Source organism: Alteromonas sp. CyTr2 (genome assembly GCF_947311905.1).
GTDB classification, from domain to species: domain Bacteria; phylum Pseudomonadota; class Gammaproteobacteria; order Enterobacterales; family Alteromonadaceae; genus Alteromonas; species Alteromonas macleodii.
In genome coordinates this window covers 58,607-76,694 of record NZ_CAMZMZ010000001.1, presented here as the reverse complement: position 1 = coordinate 76,694, position 18,088 = coordinate 58,607, and the positions used below count along the sequence as shown (strand labels likewise).

Below are 18,088 nucleotides of genomic sequence, written 5' to 3'. Positions count from 1 at the left end.
GGTCTAGTGGGCCTAAATCGAAAACATTCAACGCAGTATAGATGACATACAGGCGCTGCCCGGAGGGGTCGTCATGGAAGCCTTTTACTCTTTGTCACAGCCCTTTAACTTAGCCCACTAGGCCTGCAGGACTGTTTCGCGATTAAAAGGCTTCCATTTAGACCAAAACTGCACAGAAAAGGATAACAGCCTCTTAGTTATCGTAGTTTTCTTTAGTCAGCTTTGAGCATGCTGTCAGCGCTAGCGCCCCAAGGGCAATAATGGCTAGTTTTGTTTTCATGGTTTTGTCCTTTATTAAGTGAAGGCGATAGCGCTCCATTTGTTTCACTTTCGTCTCTTCACTTTACTGTACTTCAAATATAGTAGGCGTACTGTAAACGCTACGTACGCGGCTTGTCCCCACCATCTTTAGGATGAAGCTCCAACCAGTGACGGGCAATTTGCTCTCGTGTCGCTAGCCATACTTTATCATGAAACTTAACGTACTCGATAAAGCGCTTAAGTGCGGCGAGTCGAGCAGGCCGTCCTATTATGCGATTATGAAGGCCGATAGATAGCATCTTAGGCGCTTCTTCTCCTTCTTCATACAACACGTCAAACGCATCTTTTAAGTAGGTGAAAAACTGTTCCCCACTGTTGAAGCCCTGAGGCGTGGCAAAGCGCATATCATTGGTGTCTAATGTGTACGGCACCATTAATAACGGCTTGCTGTAATGGCAGTCGTAGTAAGGTAAGTCGTCAGCATATGAATCGGCGCAATATAAGATATCGTCGCGCTCTGCAATCAACTTCAGCGTATTCGGACTCGTTCTTCCTGTATACCAACCTACAGGTTTACTGCCCGTTAACTGCTCATGAAGAATAATCGCCTCATCAATTTGTTTACGCTCTTGCTCTTCGTCCATGTCTTGATAATGCACCCAGCGCATGGCGTGGCTGGCGATTTCCCAACCTGAATCCATCATGGCTTTTACGGCGTCAGGGTGTCGTTGCATAGCCATAGTGACGCCAAACACAGTAACGGGAATGTCGTATTTATTAAGCAAACGGTGTAAACGCCAAAACCCTGCACGACTGCCGTATTCGTAAATAGACTCCATGCTGAGGTGGCGGTCTTTATACGCTTGTGCGCCGATAATTTCCGATAGGAATATTTCCGACGCCTCGTCACCATGAAGCACGCAATTTTCGCCACCTTCCTCGTAATTTAATACGAACTGAATCGCGATTTTTGCGTCGCCCGGCCACTTAGCGTGAGGTACATGTTGACCATAACCAATCAGATCACGAGGGTAAACAGACTCTGTCATGCTACACCTCGAAGTTTTCTGGCACAGATAACCCACAGCCACCGAGCACGAGTTTTACCACTTGTTTTGTAGCGTCTTCAAAATCTGATTTTGTCATCTTTTTACCGCGTAGACGGGTTATTTGCGCAGAGAAGTCAGCATAGTGCTGGGTACTCGCCCAGATTGTGTAAAGCAAGTATTCCCCTTCAACAGGTGGCAGCTTGCCGGCCTTTACCCATGCATCAATAACCGCAAGTCGCCCTTTCATCCAAAGCGCATGCTCTTCATCAAAGTAGCCACTTAAGTTTTGTGCACCATTGATAATTTCCATCGCAAAGATCTTAGAGGCCATTGGATGCGTTCGCGACACTTCCATTTTCTCGGCGATATAATTGGCGAGTACCTCGGCTGGGTCGTCTTCTACTGTGGCTTTATCAAAACGTGAGTTCCACAGCGAGAGGGTTTCTTCTAGTACCGCTACGTAGAGCTCTTGTTTTGTTTTGAAATAATACAAAACGTTAGTCTTAGGAAGTCCTGCTTCATCAGCAATTTTTTGTACTGCTGTGCCTTTGAAGCCAAACTGTGCAAAACATTTTTCAGCGGCTTGGAGTATTTTTCTTCTGTTCATAGCGCCAACGCCAGCGTCAGCACTTTTTACCTTCATCATTATTATTAAAATTCCTTTGCAATCTACTTTGCAAGCGCACGGGCAGTATAAATGCTGCATGCCTTTTCGATAGGTTAGCATTTATTGCCGACGAGTTGCTATGCTCTTATAGATCATACATACCCTATGCAGGGAGTGTTAACCATACTAAAACACGAATTACGCGAATAGTTCAAAACCTTGCACGAATCTTGCCTTATTCTTTATTAACAAATCGACGTAGTGCTTAGCAAAAGAAAAATAGAAAGGTATCACTTCTTTTTTTCCAATCAAATTTGCGCAAAATCATGGCCTTTTAGAACTCGGCCTTTTTTTATAAGCAATAAATTGACCAAATGGTCTACTTTTATTGAAAAAATACAGCTATATTAATGAATACAAGAATGAATATAACAAGAAGGTGTGAGTATGATTCGCTTTCTAATAAATAACGATGTCGTTGAATTAAATGAAGCGCGGGCCGACCTCACCCTTCTACAATTTATTCGCGAACATCGCAAAAAAACAGGCACAAAAGAAGGCTGTGCAGCAGGAGACTGTGGTGCATGTACCGTAGTACTTGTGGAACCAGCCTCTTCAAATAGCGCTGCAGAACTTAATTATCGAACGGTGAATAGCTGTATCACGCTAATGAGTGCAGTTCATGGGAAGCAGCTTTTATTTGTTGAGCATTTAAACGATGGTAAACACTTACACCCCGTACAGCAGGCGTTAGTTGATCACCATGGTTCTCAGTGTGGCTTTTGCACGCCTGGGTTTATTATGTCGATGTTTGCTTTGTATCACAGCAATACAAAGCCAAATCGCGACGATGTGCTACACGCCTTATCAGGCAACTTGTGTCGCTGTACAGGCTACCGCCCCATTATCGACGCTACATTGGCGGTATGCGAGCAAACACCTGATGATCAATTCACTGCACGCCAAGCTGCCACCCTTTCTACATTACTGTCATTATCTAGTGAGAAACCCACTGGTACGGGCAATATCCATACGCCAACGTCTCGCGAAGAACTGAAGACTCTGATTCAAGCGCATCCAACTGCACAGCTAGTCGCTGGCAGCACGGATTTAAGCCTTCAGTTCACGCAACAGCTAAAAAATGTAGAAACGCTTATCAGTGTGACGCATATTGATGCACTAAAACAATGCACCAAAAGCGAGCATTCTCTTACTCTTGGTGCAGCTGTACCGCTAAATGATGCGGCACCTTTATTACTAAATGCATTTCCGCAAGTGGCTGAGCTTGTTACCCGATTTGCCTCGTTGCCTATCCGCAATCAGGCTACCATTGGCGGTAACGTGGCTAACGCTTCCCCTATTGGTGATATGCCACCGTTACTACTCGCGTTGAATGCCATACTGCATTTAGATAACGGCGAGAGCATTCGTATGATCCCAATTAGCACATTCTTCACAGGCTATCGCGAGACCATGCTGGCGAAAGATGAATGGATAAGTGCAATAGAAATACCATTGAAACAGCCCAATCAAGCATTAGCTGCATATAAGATATCGAAACGATTTGAAGATGATATTTCTGCAGTATGCGCCGTATTTAATGTCACACTCGGCAACGGTAAGGTAGAAGCCATTAGCAGTGGCTTTGGTGGTGTAGCAGCAGTTCCGTCAACCTGCAATGCGTTAGAAAACGTTTTGAAAGGTAAGCAGTTCGCTAGCAACGAATGTTTAACGTTGGGCAAACAAGTCTTATTCGATGCATTTTCACCTATCGATGATGTGCGCGCTACAGCCCAATACCGTAAAACTGTTTTAGCTAACCTGTGGCATCGCTTCTGGTTAGAAAACCAAACAGCAAACCAAATTGAAACACGGGTGGTGCAGCATGCGTAAGTTAATTGATACCCCTAATCCACTTCAACAAAACGACAAGCAAAGTGTCGTTCACGTATCTAAAAAGCACGAGAGCGCAACACGCCAAGTACAAGGCAGCGCCAACTATGTTGACGATGTTATTGAACCTCAAGGCACTCTTTATGCTGCCGTTGGTGTAAGACAATGCGCAAAAGGTACGATTAACTCGATAAATCTTGACGCTGTTCGCCAAAGTGAAGGCGTTGTAGATGTGGTTACGATTGACGACGTGCCTGGCCATAAAGATATTGGACCTGTGTTCGAAGGCGATCCGTTACTTGCTAATGGCGAAATCAAATTCTTCGGTCAGCCTGTATTTGCAGTGCTTGCCACTTCGGTAAACCTTGCCCGACAAGCTGCGCTAAAAGGGAAAGTAGAGGTGAGTGAAGCCAAACCTATACTTAGTGCCGAAGCTGCGCACCAGCAGCAAACGTTTGTGCGTCCCCTACATCGGTTCGGCCAACATACTGACCGCGTTGAAAGTACATTTGAAAAAGCGATCCACCAAGCACATGGTACGCTCAGTATTGGTGGACAGGAACATATGTACTTAGAAGGACAAGTGAGCCTTGCGATCCCTGATGAAGAAGATCGCATGAAAATCTATACGTCTAGTCAACATCCCAGTGAGGTACAAAAACTCGTTGCCGAAGTACTCGATGTAAAATTGCACCGTGTAATGGTAGACATGCGACGTATGGGCGGCGGCTTTGGCGGAAAAGAAACGCAAGCCGCGCAATGGGCCTGTATAGCGGCTCTGCTGGCATCGCGCAATCAATGTGCGGTTAAGCTTCGCTTACCACGCTTCACCGATATGCATGTTACTGGCAAACGTCACCCATTCGAAAACGAGTTCGACGTGGCCTTTGACGAGACAGGTAAAATTGAAGCCACCCGCATGACAATCAATGGTATTTGTGGGCACTCGCCTGATTTATCTGACGCCATTGTCGATAGAGCCATGTTCCATGCGGACAACGGTTATTTCTTAGGTGATAGCGACATTGTTGGCCACAGATTGCAAACCAATATGGTATCGCACACCGCTTATCGAGGTTTTGGCGGACCGCAAGGTATGATTATGGCTGAAGCCATGATTGATAAAATTGCCCGTGCTATTGGCAGCGACCCCCTATCGGTAAGAAAACGTAATTTATACGGCCCCACGACGGGTAGTTTTACCCCCTACGGAATGAAGGTAGAACATAACCTTCTGCCCGATATGATTGCCGAGCTAGAAGAAACCGCTCAGTATTGGCAGCGCCGTGAAGCTATTGCAGCCTTTAACCGCGAAAGCCCGGTGATTAAGAAAGGTTTAGCGCTAACGCCTGTTAAGTTTGGCATTTCATTTACCGCGAAGCATTTAAACCAAGCTGGCGCTTTGGTGCACATTTATACTGATGGTAGTATTCAGGTGAACCATGGTGGTACTGAAATGGGCCAAGGGCTTCACACCAAAATAGGCCAAATTGCAGCCAATGAATTTGGACTAGATTTGGATATGATTGAAGTCACTGCTACACGCACTGACAAAGTACCTAACACTTCACCAACAGCAGCTTCAAGCGGCACTGACTTAAACGGAAAAGCCGTACAAAATGCGTGTATTACGCTAAAAGCCCGTTTGGCCGAGTGCTTTGCCAAAAGCTTAGGTCTAGAGGACCGCGCTGGCGACGTGCTATTCATTAATGAGCACGTGGTATTGGATGAGCACAAAATTACCTTTACCGAGCTTGTGCAGCAAGCGTATTTTGCTCGTGTATCTTTGTCTTCAGGCGGTTTCTACAAAACCCCAAAATTACAGTATAACCGCGATACCGGTGAAGGCCGTCCGTTTTTCTACTTTGCTTATGGCGTCTCAATGAGCGAAGTCTCTGTCGACACACTTACCGGTGAATATACGGTAGATAAAGTTAACGTGCTCCACGATGTTGGCAACAGTCTTAACCCTGCCATTGATATTGGCCAAATAGAAGGCGCGTTTATTCAAGGTATGGGCTGGCTTACCACAGAAGACCTTAAATGGAATGAAGCGGGTAAGCTGATAAGTGAAAATATGGCGACCTATAAAATTCCAGCCATTGGCGATACGCCAAAAGAGTTTAATGTGAAGCTGTTCGGTAGAAAAAATGCTGAAGATAGCATTTACCATTCAAAAGCGGTTGGCGAGCCACCATTTATGCTGGCTATTTCAGTGTGGTGCGCCCTTAAAGACGCCATATCTAGCCTATCTGGCTACACGGTTGATCCGCAACTAGATACACCAGCCACACCAGAACGGGTGTTAAATGCAGTAAGTGCTATGCAGCATTCTTCCAGTCGAGGCGGTGTTTTATGACACTCACTGCAGCAAAGTCATCTCGCGCGCCCCAATCATTTCGTGCAACAAACTGGTATGAGGGAATAGCCGAATGCCAGGCGCGTAATGAAGGCTATGTGCTTGTGACTGTGGTTGGCACTGCAGGCTCTACACCTCGTGAACCCGGGAGTAAAATGGTAGTTACCGCTTCACAAAGCATCGATACCATTGGCGGAGGGCACCTTGAGTTTGATGCCATTGCCCGCGCACGAGAGTACCTTGCAAAAGGCGAAGCATGCACTGAACTTTACAGCTACCCGTTAAGCAGTTCTTTAGGACAGTGCTGCGGCGGCGCAGTAAAGGTGCTATTTGACGTGTGTAACCTTCATCAGCAGCACATCGCCATTTTTGGTGCTGGCCATGTTGCAAAAGCACTGGTGCCTATTTTGGCTCAATTGCCTGTACGCATTTCGTGGATAGACAGTCGCGAGGAACTGTTTCCATCGTCTTTGCCAGCCAACGTGCACAAAGTCGTGGAAGAAGCACCAGAGAGCGAAGTTAGACACCTTGATGAGAACAGTTGGCTGATTATACTCACCCACGATCATCAATTGGACTATCGCATTACAGAGCAGGCGTTAAAGCAACCTTCCCTCCCCTTTGTTGGGTTAATTGGTTCAGACACCAAAGCAAAGCGCTTTATTACCAAGCTGACTCAGCGTGGGTTTGACGACAACGCGCTGGCAAGGCTATTTACGCCAATAGGTAACCGAGATATTCCTGGCAAGCAACCAATTGAAGTTGCCGTTTCTATATCTGCGCAAATTATCGAGCGTCTTCATGTAAAAGAAGTAACGGCAGGCAACAGTAACAAATACAGTGAGAAACCCGCTATAGCGTTTCACAAAGTAAAGGACACCATCAGTGATACTTAAAGAATTAAATACGCTAAGCGCTGAAGAGGCGTCATCTTGGTTTGAGCAATGCTGCGCGGCGAAAACCTGGGTTTATCAAATGGTAAAAGCACGCCCCTACAGCGACAAGAATGCTCTTGTTAATCAAGCGAAGAGCGCGTGGGCCAAATGCAGTGATGACGACTACCTTGAAGCTTTTACGGCACACCCCATGATTGGCGACGTTGATTCGTTGCGCAAAAAGTTTGCAAATACCAAAGCCATTGCTGCGGGCGAGCAGTCGGGTACAGCCAGCGCGTCCGAGGCCGTTTTACGCCAGTTAAAAGAAGCCAATCACGCCTATTTAGACAAGCACGGGTTTATCTTTATTATTTGTGCCACCGGTCTTTCTGCGCAGACTATGTTAGAAGCATTACAAGCTAGGCTACCTAATACCACACAGCAAGAGATTACCAATGCTGCTGCAGAGCAAATAAAGATAACCCTATTGCGTATTAACAAAGCGCTGGATTAACCCCCGAATTTTCAAAAATATGGTCAATACGCATTGAATAGTTTTTAAGGAAAACAGTATGAATACGCTTTCTAGCCACGTACTCGACACTACATTAGGTAAGCCAGCACAAGGCATTGCCCTTACACTTACACTACCTGACGGTAGCACCCTTTCGGGTGAAACGGATAATGACGGGCGTTTTAACAACTGGGGCGTTGAAGACGGTTTTGCCGCAGGCGTTTATACCCTGCGCTTTCACTGCAAGCCTTACCTTGTAGAAACGCATGGCAAAAGTTTCTACCCACACATTGATATTACATTTGAACTTGATGAGAATGGCGGTCATTATCATGTGCCACTTCTAATCTCTCCATTCGGTTTCAGCAGCTACAGGGGCAGCTAACAAACATGCAGCTTTTTCGTGCAAGCATTGCGCACTTTCCTAACCAAACTACACAGTTCGATAATGACATCGCTATATTCAAAGACGGTGGTTTGTTAGTAGACAATAAAGAAATAAAAGACATTGGCACATTTGAAGAGATAGCAAAGCGCTACCCGGCTGCCACTGTGACAGATTTTTCAGGCAAGTGGATTTTGCCAGGTTTAATAGACAGCCACCTGCATTATCCGCAAACACAGAGCATAGCTCATTATGGCGAGCAGCTGTTGAGCTGGCTTGAAAACTATACGTTTCCCACAGAAATGCAGTTTGCTGACAGTGAACACGCTAAAACCATTGCTAATGTATTTTTACGCCAATTGCTAAAGAACGGTACTACCACAGGTTTTGTTTTTACTACGGTTCATAAAAGCAGTAGCCACGCATTATTTAGTGCAGCAAGCGAAATTGATATGGCAATTGTGGCCGGTAAAGTATGTATGGACAGGAATTGCCCTAGTGCGCTTAATGACTGCGCCGACACAGCACAAGCTGACAGTGCAGAATTAATCGAAGCTTGGCATAACAAGGGCCGCAACCGCTATGCGCTAACGCCCCGTTTTGCGCCAACCAGTACTGAAGCTCAGCTTGCTGCATTAGGGGAACTTGCCAAGCAGTATCCCGACGTTTTCATTCAAACACACTTGTCTGAGAACTTAGACGAGATTGCATGGGTGAAGAGCTTATTCCCTAAAGCGGACGGCTATTTAGATGTATATGACACCTACAGCCTTGTGCGTGAACGTGCGGTGTTTGGCCATGGCATTCACCTTACGCCTAACGAATGGGCACGCTTAGGCGAAAGCGGCGCTACGGTGGCCTTCTGTCCGACATCTAACCTGTTTTTAGGAAGTGGCCTTTTTGATATGACCGCAGCGCGTGCTAACAAGGTCCATGTGGCCATGGCCACCGATGTGGGTGCAGGCACTACGTTTAACATGTTTAAAACCTACGGCGATGCATACAAGGTTAGTCAATTGCGCAGCGAGCCCATCAGCCCGTTAGAAGGCTTTTATCTTATGACCCAAGGCGCGGCCGTAGCTCATGCGCTTGATCATGAAATAGGCAACTTAAACCCAGGCACCACCGCTGACTTTATCGTTGTTGAGCCTAGGTTTGACGAATTGACACAATTGAGAATAAAAGAAGACGCGGACTTTGACGATGTGTTTTTTGCCTTGAGTATTTTAGGTGATGACCGCGCTATCGACCAAACGTGGATAAGCGGCACCTGCCGCTATAAAAAAGAACATCATTAATAACAGGCTGCTGTAGGGCCTTTTGGCCCTGAATAAGGAGAACAATAATGCCGTGGCTAGATTGGATAAGTTTATTTGTACGTTGGTTCCACGTTGTAGCGGGTGTAGCGTGGATTGGCGCGTCGTTTTACTTCATTTGGTTGGATAACAATCTACGCACACCACCTAAATGGAAACAGGACAAAGGTATCAAAGGCGACTTATGGGCTATTCACGGTGGCGGTTTTTATGAGGTTGCCAAATACGCCTATGGCCCAGAGAAAATGCCAGAAACACTGCACTGGTTTAAGTGGGAAGCCTATACCACGTGGTTGTCGGGCTTCGCACTACTCATTATTGTTTATTACTTTGGTGCTAGCGCTTATCTTATCGACCCTTCGGTAAACGCCATGTCACCGACCACGGCAATATCTTTAGGTTTAGGGTTAATCTTTGGCGGACTAGCCTTATACGAATTTGCGTGTCGCAGCCCATTGGCAAAATATCCACTTGCCTTCGGTATTGGATTAGTCGCGCTTGTTTGTATTGTCAGCTACCTGTCTACCCAGTGGTTTAGCGGTCGCGGTGCCTATATTCACGTTGGTGCGCTTATTGGCACTATCATGGCAGGGAATGTCTTTTTCAACATCATGCCGAACCAGCGCAAAATGGTAGCAGCTGTAGCCGATAAGAAAGATATTGATCCTAATTGGGGGGCGAGCGCTAAATTGCGTTCGGTACACAATAACTACTTTACGCTGCCACTGCTGTTTATCATGATTTCAAATCATTATCCCATGACGTATCAACACCCGCAAAATTGGCTGGTACTCATTGCGATAATGGCCGCTGCCGCTTGGATACGTCATTTCTTTAACTTGCGTCACGTGGGCACCACTAAACCTGGTATTTTAGTGTCTGGCGCAGTCGCCATGCTAGCAATCGCCCTATGGGTGTCATGGCCACAGTCGCCATCACATACATCGAATGAAGGACATGAAGATGTAAGCCTTGTCGATGAAGTAGGTAAAAAAGTAACGGCTAACAATGCAGTCGCCCAAGCGAGTTCTGAAGTAAGCAATGAGCGAGTAGTAAGCTTAATTACAACCCATTGTGTGGATTGCCACTCGCGCACGCCAACCGACGATATCTTTAAAGTCGCGCCTTTAGGCGTAGTATTAGATACATGGGAAGATATTGAAAGGTTTGCGCCACAAGTGGTTCGAAGAACCACTGTGACCAAAGACATGCCATTTTTAAATAAGACAAAAATGACAGACAAAGAGCGTCAGGAAATAGCGCGCTGGTTCGCTCAAAGACAACAATAAAATGGCGAAAGCGATGTAGATATCGAGTCTCAGAAATAGCTATCTACATCGCTTTATCAATCGCGGTTAAAACTTGTTGATAACGCTTTTTTCCGTACATTACCTCATCGGCCTTATCTAGCCACTCCTGCACGGTTTCAATCCCTTCGCTCCACTCAATCCAGCCCACACTGAAGCCAATTGGTACTACCTTATTGCCATCTACATTAACTTCAAAGCCGCTTTGGGCAACCCTATTGAAAAAAGCTTCCGTTTCCTTTTCACCCGTGCCATAGAGCAGGATCACAAATTCATCTCCGCCAATACGACCGAATCTATCACTATCACGAAGCAAACCACTCATTCTTTCAGAGAACTCAACAAGCGCCTTGTCTCCTACCTTGTGACCGTATTTATCGTTAATTTCTTTGAATTTGTTTAAGTCTATATAAACAAGCGTTGACGTTTGTTGGCCACGATCCATACGAGAAATTTCGTCACTTAACTGGCTAAATATCTCTCTCCTATTGGCAAGTCCAGTGAGCGAGTCGGTTTTCGACAGGTGCTCTAATTTAGTGACGGCGCTCATCAGAGCTTTTTGTTGCGTTTTCTCTCTTGTTATGTCGTCGGCTGTACCTAAGATAAGCGACTGCATTTCACGGTCGTCAAATATCAAGCTTCCGCGATCGTGAAGGTACTTCACTTCGCCTTTCGAGTCGTATATACGATATTGAATATCCCAATTCTGCAAAGGGCGTTGACTGAACAGTTTTAACACCCGTGCTTTATCATCTTCATGTACATGATCAATAAAGCTCATAGGGTTACAGTAAAGTTCGTACTCGTTGCGACCGAATATGTTTGAATAGCCATCGTTAACGTATTGCAGTTTAGACAAGTCTGGCGTCGCCACCCATATAAATGTTCTATCAGAAAATGCGCTAACAATTTTGCTAAACAAGGCATCAACTTGAAAGAGCTCAGACTGGATGCGCTTTTTCTCGTCGATATCTTCCACAATAGAAATAAAATAGTCTGGGTTGCCGCGCTGATCTCTTACTAAAGACACTGTTAACTTCGCCCAAACTTGCTCGCCATCGCGCCTTACATATCGCTTTTCAATCGCATAGTCATCGATATCACCTGCCATCAGGCGCTCTACGTAACTTAGATCTTCATCAAGATAATCTGGCGCAGTTAATTCTTGAAAGGTTAACGTCGTTAGTTCTTCATCAGAATATCCTAAAAAATCACACAGTCGCTTATTTACACGTATAAAGCTTCCATCCACGCTTACGTGAGCGAGCCCAACAGGACAAAAGTGAAAAGTTTTTTCAAACATAGGGCATCGCCCCGTTCGGTAATTGCATTCCGTCGCCTCAAGAGGTGGCACTCAAAGGATAATGAGCACCCTTTTATACTTTAGTATAAATCATTATAGATTAACTTTTTTCATTCGCTAAAAAATGCATCTAAGAAAAAGGCTTAGATAGCGTCTAACTGCGACATAGCGGTAAAAGGCATTTGATGGTGGAGATTGCTTTTCACCTGAAAAAAGTTGCTAGTCAGCTTTAAACGCTAACCATTACTCCGTTAGTTGCCTATGTTAGCGTTTTTTCTCAATAGGACAGTAAAATGATCGAGTTTTCAGTCGTAATCTATTCTCAACCAAACCAACAAGATGCACTTTTAGACGCATTGTTACCCTTGGTTAAATCAAGCCGAGAAGAAGTCGGCGCAGTGATGTATGACCTACATGCAAGTGAAGAGGGTGTGTTTGTTATTACGGAGAAATGGCAATCTCAGGATGCCCTTGATGCTCATGAAGCTACTGAACACTTTGTCGGTTTCCAAGAAAAAGCAGGAGAGCTTGTTGAAAAAGTACTTCGATTACCGCTAGTGTCGGTCTAGCTCTTTATAAAGCAAATGCGGTGAGATAAATGCTCACCGCTAGCGGTATTTAATCATTCGTGTGGTTTTCAGACCAGACTCTTAGCTGTTCAAGAATATCTAGCGCTGAGCGCCCAAACTCGGTGAGACTATAAGCAACCGCAATTGGACGAGAGTCGATAACGTTGCGGATCACCATACCGTTGTTTTCCAGCTCTTTAAGGCGCTGATCGACCATCTTCCGGCTGGCGCCGCCAAGCATTCTACACAGGTCGTTAAATCTAACAGGCTCATCTTTGAGATGATAAATAATAGAACCCGTCCACTTTCCACCAATTAGGCGCATTCCACGCTCTATAGCACAAGGCTCTGTACAAGTATCTAGAACGGTTTTTCTACCCTTAGCGTCTGTTTTTATTTCACTTCTCATCTATTTTCCTAAAAAAGCCACCTAGTTACTAAAAGTATACTAATTGTTTGTTTGAACAAGGTAACTAAAATAGACCACATAAGCAAGTTTGGCCTCTAGTATACCTTTAGTTAATTAGTCTAACTCCAATTCGAAAGGTTCACGGCTATCTCTGAGAATTAGGTAGAGCACTAGGCGCCAATCAAGCAACTAATGCATACCATTAGAAATGGTAGTGAGCGCTCAATACAAACGATTCTGAACCAGGGTTCGTGTCCCCTAGCCCGCCGTTAGAAATGTGGCCAATTTCAGCTTCTAGCGAAAATGATTCAGAAAAATTGTAGAGTCCGGAAAGTGATGAATAGAATTCAATGGTGTCGCCTAAATTTTCAGATTCATCAACAATGCCCGCGTGAAAGGCAACGCGTACTGAAAAGTCATTGTATTTGTAGACATCTTTTGCCAAACCCGCTGCGAAGTAATGTTGGCCTTGGTCCGCATTAACCAGAAGTACGGTAGGTCGTAAACCGTAAAACGAGTCCAGCGGTTTATGAATGTAGGCGACGTGCAATGCGTAACGGTCTGCGTCATCAAACAAGTTCCATACCGCAGCCCCAGCTTTAAGCTCACTTCCTTGCGGCAGGGCTTGAGTAGAAAGAGAAACAAGGGGAGAAAGTAAAGATAATGCAAGTGCGAGTGTTTTTACTGGTGTTTTCATGTTTATACTGTCCTAGGGCCTGCTGACCTTTGCTGTACAATTTTGCAGCGGTCTGTGTGCCATCTAGACAAGACGAATGTTTGACGGTCTAGTGGTTCTAAATCGAAAACAATCAACGCAGTATAGGTGGCACACAGGCGCTGCCCAAAGGGGTCGTCATGGAAGCCTTTTACTCTTTGTTACAGTCCTTTAACTTAGCCCACTAGGCTTGCAGGACTGTTTCGCGATTAAAAGGCTTCTATCTAGACCAAAATTTGTACATCAAAGGTCAACAGGCCCTAATCAAAAGTTAAAAATAGTGTTCCGTCGACGCTTCTGTTCGAAGCTGTTTTTATACGTGAGTACATAATGGTAATCAGGTTACTTTTTTCAACCTAATAAATATTAGTAACCTTATAACTTTGAGGAAAAACACATTCTTATTTGCTCTAAACGTACAGATTGAATTAATGAATAACCTAGGGTCTTTTGACCTTTGCCGTGTTTTGCACATCAACAATCAACGGCTCCTTATCGCTCAACGAGAGCTGGCTGTAGCACTGAGTAGAAATGTATGACTGACGAGAACATCATTGAAAGCAATGTAGAGAGCGCTAAGAAAAGTAAGAAAGTACTGGTTCTCTTTGCCCACCCCGCGCAAACCCGTTCAGAAGTAAATGTGCCGCTTTTTCACGAAGCAAAAATGAATAAACACGTTACTGCTGTTGACTTGTATGCAGAGTATCCAGATTTCAATATTGATATTGAACGGGAGCAGCAGCGTTTAATCGATCACGATGTCGTTGTTTTTCTGTTTCCACTTTACTGGTATTCCACACCTTCAATCTTAAAAGAATGGCAAGATTTAGTGTTGGAATATGGTTTTGCCTATGGGCATGAAGGCACTGCACTTAAAGATAAATTATTTCTTTGCGCATTAAGTGCAGGCGGTAAGGAAGAAGCCTATCAAACTGATGGCTTTAATCATTACACCATCAGGCAACTGCTCCAGCCTTTAGAGCAAATGGCTCAGATCACGCACATGACCTACATTGCTCCTTTTGCGATCTTTGGCTCTCGTACTGCGCGAGAAGAGCATCGCGTTGCTGAACATAGAGGCAAGTGGACAACCTTGCTAAACAAATTGACCACTAACACCCTGAATCTAGAAAAAGCAAAGCACATCGAGAATCTCGCAGACCTTTGTACATCGCAAGGAGAGTAACGTGACTGGCTATTTCTTATATGCATTTATCTATCTGGTCGCCGCCGTAATTGCAGTGCCCATTGCGAAGCGTCTTGGATTAGGGTCTGTACTAGGCTATTTAATAGCAGGGCTAGTGATTGGCCCGATATTTGGCCTTGTTGGTGACGAAACTGTTGCCATTCAACATTTTGCTGAATTCGGTGTAGTCATGATGCTGTTTTTGGTTGGGCTAGAACTAGAGCCTCGCCCGCTGTGGGCGATGAAGTCAAAACTAATGGGATTGGGCGGCCTTCAGTTAGCGTTAACCACCGCCCTTATCACAGGCGTAGCCATATTGCTTGCTCAGCCTTTTAGCATTGCCCTTACAATAGGCCTTATATTCGCCCTTTCTTCAACCGCCATTGTTTTACAAACGTTGCAAGAAAAAGGGCTGCAAAAAACGGAAGGAGGCAAAAGCGCTTTTTCTGTACTGCTGTTTCAGGATATCGCGGTTATTCCCATGCTTGCGCTTATCCCCCTCCTTGCCATACCCGAACTGGTCGAAGCAGGAAATGCACATGGCGGCGATACAGGGTCACACGATAGCTTTAATTTAGTTGAAGGGCTTGCCCCTTGGGCTTCAGGTCTCGTGATCATTAGCTCAATTGCCTTTTTAACCATCGGAGGACACTACTTAAGTCGCCCCTTATTTAAGTTTGTTGCTGCGTCGGGTTTACGGGAAATTTTTACCGCCACTGCGCTCATGCTCATTATAGGAATTGCAGCACTAATGGGACTTGTAGGTCTCTCTCCCGCCCTTGGTGCATTCTTGGCCGGTGTAGTTTTGGCAAACAGTGAATTCAGGCATGAACTTGAAGCTAATATCGAGCCGTTTAAAGGCTTATTGTTAGGCCTCTTTTTCATAACGGTAGGCGCAGGCATTAACTTTTCCGTACTTAGTGAGAGCCCGATGCTAATAGCAGGGCTAACCGTAGCTGTTATGCTTGTGAAAGCCATTGTGCTGTTTATCATCGCCTTAATTTTTAAAATAAAAGGCACTAACAAATGGCTGTTCACATTAAGCCTTGCTCAGGCGGGTGAATTTGGCTTTGTGCTATTAAGTTTTGCCTCGCAAAACTATGTGCTTCCCAGCGACATTATTTCTGTTCTCTCGCTTGTTGTTGCCATTTCAATGTTCCTAACACCAGGACTTTTTATTCTTTTCGACAAGGCCATCATTCCTCGCTACAAAAACGCGAAATCACAGCGAGCTGAAGATGAAATTGACGAGAAAGGCACCGTCGTTATTGCTGGAATTGGGCGCTTTGGACAAATCATTAACCGTCTTTTAGTGGCCAACGATGTAAATACCGTTGTGCTTGATATTCGCTCTGAGCAAATAGACCTTATCAGACGGATTGGCACCAAAGCCTATTTTGGCGATGCATCTAAATCAGACATTTTGCATACTGCTGGCGCCCATGAAGCATCGCTATTAGTTATTGCTATAGACGATAAAGAAACCGCTGCCGAAATGGTGAAATACGCCAAGCACGCATTTCCTAACATTAAAGTGCTTGCGCGTGCCTTTGACCGCGGCCATGGGTATCGCTTGCGCCAGTTGGGCGCAGATTTTGTGGTGTCTGAAACGTACCACAGCGCTCTTGAAATGGGCGCAGAGGCACTTCGCTCACTCAATATTCACCCTTTCCAAGTTGAACGGCAAAAAATGGCGTATAAAAATATTGAGGCTCAGCAAAACGATGTGCTGTATCACGCGTGGGCGGATGAGGCCAGCGGAGAACGAGTAGACAATAATTATCTGAAACTCTTTATTGAACTTGAGTCGCTAATCGAAAATGCGCTAAAAGCAGATTTACACGACAAGCATTCGAAAATGCGTGGCTGGACGCCACCACCGAAAGGCTATGCTGAAAACCTCGCGCCCGATGAGAAACCTGATTAGGGTGAATTGCGAACTAGCCGGCGGTATTTCGAGAAGGTAATTGTCTGATAGTGACCGGACACCCACGAATATTTATGGGTGGTAGCATACTATCGCCTTGTAAAAATAAACAAAAAGCTGATCGAAAAAGGAAAAAAGCGCTATAACCTGTATGTATATCAAACTTGTCGTATATTGGCTTTTTATCTTTCACGTTCAGAAGTTAACACGCGCCTTGTACAAGATAACCCATTGCCTTAGTGGGAATAAAAAGTGGTCTATTTAAATGGAGAGTTACCATGTTGTCTGAAAAAAGTCTCTTTCACAGCTTAGCCCTGCGCACTGTGATGGTATTTACTGCACTTGCTGGATTAAGTGCGTGTGAAGAAGCCCCCACGCCTCCCAAAGCAGTCTCATCAACACCGGTAACGCTTTATAAAGTGCAGCACTCGGACGAAACCATCGCCAAATTCCCGGGGCAAGTGGAAGCGGCTGAGTATTCAAACCTTTCGTTTCGCATTGGCGGCAAACTCCAAGAACTCAAAGTAAAAGCGGGCGAGGAAGTTAAAGAGAACCAGCTTATCGCTAGACTTGATGATAGAGACGCGAAAGCACAGTTAGCCACCGCCCAGTCTCAGTTTGACGTGTCATCGGCTATGTTTGAACGTATGGAGGCTTCCGTTGAAAAAGGCGCGGTAAGCCGCTCTACTTTTGATGAAGCGAAAGCCAATTTTTTAGCCGCTAAAGCCAGTCTGACCAACGCACAGGACCAGCTAAGCTATACGGAGCTTCGCGCACCGTTTGCGGGGCTTATTGCGTCTGTTCCTGTTGAAAATTACCAAGTCATTGTACCGCAGCAGACCATTGCCGAGCTTCATATGCCGGGTGCAATCGACGTTACGTTTCAATTGCCAGAGCAAAAAATGCGTATGATTGATCGCTCACGAGCCCGTGAAAATCGTACATCTGAAATGGCATGGGTGAGCTTTTCAGGTATGCCAGATAAGCGTTACGCGGCCATGTATAAGGACCACGAAAGCACCACGCGACAAGGCGAGCTTAGCTATGAGGTAACAATTACTCTGCCAGAACCAGACGACATCAATGTTCTAGCGGGCATGAGCGCCACCGTATTACTTGATATGTCGAAACTCATTGAGTCTAACGCAAAGCTTTGGCTGGTGCCTTTTGGTGCGGTGGTTACCGACAATGCAGATCCAGACAAAGCGATTGTATGGCGTTTTAAACCCAGTGATAGCGACGCGACGAAGGGCACCGTAGAAGCAGTAGAAGTGATGATTACGCGCGGTATTTCCAACGGTCTGTTAGTTGAAGGCCCGCTAAACGACGATGATAAAATCGTTGCTGCTGGAGCTCATCTTGTAAAAGAAGGCCAAGCTGTTACGGAGTGGACGAAAGAAGGGGGCCTGTAAG

At 45.4% G+C, this 18,088-nt stretch carries 17 protein-coding genes; 11 read left to right on the top strand and 6 right to left on the bottom strand.

Annotated features, from left to right (window positions below; all coding sequences use genetic code 11):
• Positions 1-193: 193 nt before the first annotated feature.
• From QME20_RS00350 to QME20_RS00340, 3 genes are read right to left on the bottom strand one after another with little or no spacing between them, the layout of a single operon-like run.
• The gene (locus tag QME20_RS00350) at positions 194-328 is read right to left on the bottom strand and encodes a hypothetical protein (RefSeq protein ID WP_275446548.1); all 135 of its coding nucleotides are present in this window, start codon (positions 326-328) and stop codon (positions 194-196) included.
• A gap of 52 nt (positions 329-380) precedes the next feature.
• Entirely contained in the window at positions 381-1,310 is a 930-nt protein-coding gene (gene puuE, locus QME20_RS00345; RefSeq protein ID WP_281715209.1) for an allantoinase PuuE, read from the bottom strand.
• Between the two features lies 1 nt (position 1,311).
• Positions 1,312-1,956, bottom strand: coding sequence for a TetR/AcrR family transcriptional regulator (locus tag QME20_RS00340; protein ID WP_014949073.1), 645 nt, complete (start codon positions 1,954-1,956; stop codon positions 1,312-1,314).
• A gap of 408 nt (positions 1,957-2,364) precedes the next feature.
• Here QME20_RS00340 and xdhA point away from each other — a divergent pair, with 408 nt between their 5' ends.
• From xdhA to QME20_RS00305, 7 genes are read left to right on the top strand one after another with little or no spacing between them, the layout of a single operon-like run.
• On the top strand, positions 2,365-3,810 hold the full coding sequence (xdhA, locus tag QME20_RS00335) for a xanthine dehydrogenase small subunit (protein ID WP_281715208.1): 1,446 nt from the start codon (positions 2,365-2,367) through the stop codon (positions 3,808-3,810).
• Positions 3,803-6,169: a xanthine dehydrogenase molybdopterin binding subunit gene (gene xdhB, locus QME20_RS00330; RefSeq protein WP_281715207.1), complete on the top strand. Its 2,367-nt coding sequence runs from the start codon at positions 3,803-3,805 to the stop codon at positions 6,167-6,169. The genes xdhA and xdhB overlap by 8 nt, the downstream gene beginning before the upstream one ends.
• Positions 6,166-7,065: a xanthine dehydrogenase accessory protein XdhC gene (gene xdhC, locus QME20_RS00325; RefSeq protein WP_281715206.1), complete on the top strand. Its 900-nt coding sequence runs from the start codon at positions 6,166-6,168 to the stop codon at positions 7,063-7,065. Before xdhB ends, xdhC begins: the two co-directional genes overlap by 4 nt.
• Positions 7,055-7,558 (top strand): 2-oxo-4-hydroxy-4-carboxy-5-ureidoimidazoline decarboxylase, encoded by a 504-nt coding sequence (gene uraD, locus QME20_RS00320; RefSeq protein WP_061485521.1) that lies wholly within the window; start codon positions 7,055-7,057, stop codon positions 7,556-7,558. The genes xdhC and uraD overlap by 11 nt, the downstream gene beginning before the upstream one ends.
• A gap of 58 nt (positions 7,559-7,616) precedes the next feature.
• Positions 7,617-7,943: a hydroxyisourate hydrolase gene (gene uraH, locus QME20_RS00315; RefSeq protein WP_014976192.1), complete on the top strand. Its 327-nt coding sequence runs from the start codon at positions 7,617-7,619 to the stop codon at positions 7,941-7,943.
• A gap of 5 nt (positions 7,944-7,948) precedes the next feature.
• Complete coding sequence (gene guaD, locus QME20_RS00310; protein WP_049588801.1) at positions 7,949-9,241, top strand: guanine deaminase; 1,293 nt, start codon at positions 7,949-7,951, stop codon at positions 9,239-9,241.
• A gap of 47 nt (positions 9,242-9,288) precedes the next feature.
• Positions 9,289-10,548, top strand: a complete 1,260-nt coding sequence (locus QME20_RS00305) for a urate hydroxylase PuuD (protein ID WP_281715205.1) — start codon at positions 9,289-9,291, stop codon at positions 10,546-10,548.
• A 43-nt stretch (positions 10,549-10,591) separates the two neighbouring features.
• Here the strand turns inward: QME20_RS00305 and QME20_RS00300 are convergent, their stop codons facing one another.
• Positions 10,592-11,869 carry a diguanylate cyclase gene (locus tag QME20_RS00300; protein ID WP_239259657.1) on the bottom strand — a complete coding sequence of 426 codons (1,278 nt, stop codon included), beginning with the start codon at positions 11,867-11,869 and terminating at the stop codon, positions 10,592-10,594.
• Positions 11,870-12,162: 293 nt separating this feature from the next.
• Here QME20_RS00300 and QME20_RS00295 point away from each other — a divergent pair, with 293 nt between their 5' ends.
• Positions 12,163-12,438, top strand: a complete 276-nt coding sequence (locus tag QME20_RS00295) for an antibiotic biosynthesis monooxygenase (RefSeq protein ID WP_014949064.1) — start codon at positions 12,163-12,165, stop codon at positions 12,436-12,438.
• A 49-nt stretch (positions 12,439-12,487) separates the two neighbouring features.
• On the opposite strand, the gene QME20_RS00290 is transcribed toward QME20_RS00295, so the two are convergent.
• Together QME20_RS00290 and QME20_RS00285 are read right to left on the bottom strand one after the other, a co-directional pair.
• Positions 12,488-12,847, bottom strand: coding sequence for a helix-turn-helix domain-containing protein (locus QME20_RS00290; RefSeq protein WP_239259659.1), 360 nt, complete (start codon positions 12,845-12,847; stop codon positions 12,488-12,490).
• Between the two features lie 202 nt (positions 12,848-13,049).
• Positions 13,050-13,544, bottom strand: a complete 495-nt coding sequence (locus QME20_RS00285; protein ID WP_101564083.1) for an acyloxyacyl hydrolase — start codon at positions 13,542-13,544, stop codon at positions 13,050-13,052.
• A 553-nt stretch (positions 13,545-14,097) separates the two neighbouring features.
• On the opposite strand from QME20_RS00285, the gene QME20_RS00280 reads away from it, so the two are divergent.
• The 3 genes from QME20_RS00280 (at position 14,098) to QME20_RS00270 (ending at position 18,087) form a co-directional block, all read left to right on the top strand.
• A complete protein-coding gene (locus QME20_RS00280; RefSeq protein ID WP_061094732.1) occupies positions 14,098-14,748 on the top strand; it encodes an NAD(P)H-dependent oxidoreductase in 651 nt (216 codons plus the stop codon).
• A 1-nt stretch (position 14,749) separates the two neighbouring features.
• Entirely contained in the window at positions 14,750-16,675 is a 1,926-nt protein-coding gene (locus tag QME20_RS00275; RefSeq protein WP_281715204.1) for a monovalent cation:proton antiporter-2 (CPA2) family protein, read from the top strand.
• A gap of 278 nt (positions 16,676-16,953) precedes the next feature.
• The gene (locus QME20_RS00270) at positions 16,954-18,087 is read left to right on the top strand and encodes an efflux RND transporter periplasmic adaptor subunit (RefSeq protein WP_039225671.1); all 1,134 of its coding nucleotides are present in this window, start codon (positions 16,954-16,956) and stop codon (positions 18,085-18,087) included.
• The last annotated feature ends 1 nt before the right edge of the window (position 18,088 follow it).